The sequence below is a fragment of the Nocardia neocaledoniensis genome (assembly GCF_029868625.1).
Classification (GTDB): domain Bacteria; phylum Actinomycetota; class Actinomycetes; order Mycobacteriales; family Mycobacteriaceae; genus Nocardia; species Nocardia neocaledoniensis_A.
The window spans coordinates 1-2,279 of record NZ_JARWOJ010000064.1 but is presented as its reverse complement, the minus strand read 5'-3'; the positions used below and the strand labels follow the sequence as shown (position 1 = coordinate 2,279).

The window sequence follows — 2,279 nt, the reverse complement described above, 5'->3', positions numbered from 1 at the left end:
GTTGGCGAATCTGGCCACCCGCACGATCTTGCACGCATTGCCGGCAGATGTCAGTCTCCCCGATGGGCACTCTCGATGGCAGGCGACGTGGTGGATCGATTCCACGGCCGCTTCGATCATCGGCGCTCACTCGGCGCAGTTGATCAAACGCTCTGCGACGGTGGCGTACTTGTTGTCGGCGTTGGCTGGATCCCTTTTTGCAGGGCCGGCGCTGTGGCTGCTGAGCCGGCTCGTCTTCGTCGATGGCGACCAGTTCGTTGCCTTGGTTACGGGATTCTGTGTACTCGTGATCGGTATCCTTGTGGTGGACATGGTGCGTGCCCGTCACCGATCTCACACACGTCCGGTGCTTGCCCGAATCGCCTCTCTGCTAGCGATTCTGGGACTCGGCGGTATCGTGCTACGCCTGCCCGCCTACGCATACTTCGGCGCCTTGGGGTACCCGTCGGTCGCGTTTGAGATCACCTGGCATGAAGCAGTTCTGCATGCCGAGAAGTTCTTGATCGCTGTCGGTGTGTCTGCCCTGATGGTCGTGGTGTTCTGGATGACCGCGCCGCGCCTTCCACGGTGGATGCAGACGCCGGTTGGATTGGTTTTGGCTGTTGCCGTCGCGTCAGCGGTTTTTGCGCAGTTGGGCCGATCCGAGCGGATCGGAGCCGCGATCAGTGCAGACAAGATGACGACCGCATCATCGACAAGGATCGCGGCCTGCTTGATCGAAGGCAGTGGGCGAAAACCTGTTTGGGTGCTGAGTCAGCCGACGGGACGGCTGCTGATCGGCGACCGGGGCGTTGGAGATCCCGTCAGGCCGGTTTCGGTCACCGAGCTGCGTCTCCTTCCGGCCTCGGTCACGATACAAATGCATTCGGAGACCACCTGCAGCTGATCCTGCGGCTTCGGCCGCATGGTGTTCGCGGACTGTGCTGGGTATCGCCGCGGGGGCACCGATGCCCACCTGGACGGTCGGATCGCGTATGGACCCAGACGGCGGAGGAAGGGTCGCTATTCTGTGGACCGTTCATAGATGACCCGGTGCGGTGTGGTCGCGGCGGGTAGTCCAGCGATCTTCCCTTCTTCCGACAGCAGGGCCAGGCTCAACACCCTTGACCTGTTCTTGAGGAACTTTCTGATCCCGGATTCTCCTCGATAGCCAGAGGAGTGCTTGCCACCGTTCATCTCGGTGAGAAACACCGAACCTGCAAGGTTGTGACCGGCGGCGTCGTACACCGCGTCGTTCCTGGCGAGACTGACGGCCAGGTCGACATCGCTGAGGCGTTCGCGTGTGGGATCCAGCATCGACCCGAACAGGACCACCCGGTCGACGACATAGAGGTTCATCGGATCCGTGGCGACGTGGTCGACCCTCTGCAGAAAGCTGGCCAGTGCCTTGTCCGCCGTGGCCCGGCTGACGGGTTTGGCCGCAGAGGCATTCGCCAATGCGTGACCCTTGGTCGAGGTCCGATACAGACGTGCAACGACCTCCTCGAACCGGCCGCTGCCGGCATCCCAGGCCCAGACCTGGCCGGTGGCTCGGTCCCCCTCGAGCGGCTCGAGATAGCCCCGCTCTACCAGTACATCGAACAGGTCGGCCGGATTGTTGAGATGCGCACCGTGCGACTCTTCAAACCAGTACCTGTGAACATAGGACTGTGCGCACATCACGCGAACGCGGTCGCGGACCTGTAGATAGGTATTGCCAGTGTGCTCGAACTCCGCCTGACCGTCGATATTCATGAGTACCCCCGTCTGCGGTCGATCAGACCTACTGTAGGCCGCACGCGAGGCCACGCCCAGCCTCTGTGTGACGAGTGGGGCGTGGGCAAGGGGGTTGCCGAGGGTGGTGTCAAGCGGAATGCGTCGACCCCGCCGAGCAGGGCGTGACACACCCCGCTCCGTCATCAGTTTCCAGGCGTGCGGCGCGTAGGTTCTGCGCATGCCTCCGACGACTATCACCCGCCAGCCCGGCCTGACCAAGTTTCTGACCGACCTGGTCGAGGATCTGCGCGGGCTCGACACGAAATCAGCTTCCCCGACTGAGATGCTGTGCATCGCGGACAACGGGATATCGGCCGTCTCGCTCGTCGCGTCGCTGATGGCTCGCCGCAAACTATCAGCAGAGGCTGTCGCCGGTTATCACCTGGTCGGGAAGGTATGCGCACTGGGAACCTCGGCGATTGCCGAGGTCGCCGGAAGCGACACGCTCAACAGCCACTTCGATCCGTGGTTCAGCACTGTCGATCCCGATGCCTATCGCACTGTGGGAGGTGGGACTCTGCAGA

General features: G+C 62.6%; 3 protein-coding genes. 2 read left to right on the top strand and 1 reads right to left on the bottom strand.

From position 1 onward, the window contains the following. A partial coding sequence (locus tag QH270_RS03930) for a hypothetical protein (protein WP_280338939.1) occupies positions 1 to 886 on the top strand: 886 nt, incomplete at its 5' end. A 116-nt stretch (positions 887 to 1,002) separates the two neighbouring features. Here QH270_RS03930 and QH270_RS03925 read toward each other — a convergent pair. Continuing rightward, positions 1,003 to 1,734, bottom strand: coding sequence for a hypothetical protein (locus QH270_RS03925; protein WP_280338938.1), 732 nt, complete (start codon positions 1,732 to 1,734; stop codon positions 1,003 to 1,005). Between the two features lie 199 nt (positions 1,735 to 1,933). Here QH270_RS03925 and QH270_RS03920 point away from each other — a divergent pair. Next, on the top strand, positions 1,934 to 2,279 hold a 346-nt coding region (locus QH270_RS03920; RefSeq protein ID WP_280338937.1), incomplete at its 3' end, for a hypothetical protein.

Bases quoted from the DNA above. Each gene is read 5' to 3' on its own strand.
- QH270_RS03925 (WP_280338938.1), bottom strand. From the start codon at position 1,734: ATGAATATCGACGGTCAGGCGGAGTTCGAGCACACTGGCAATACCTAT.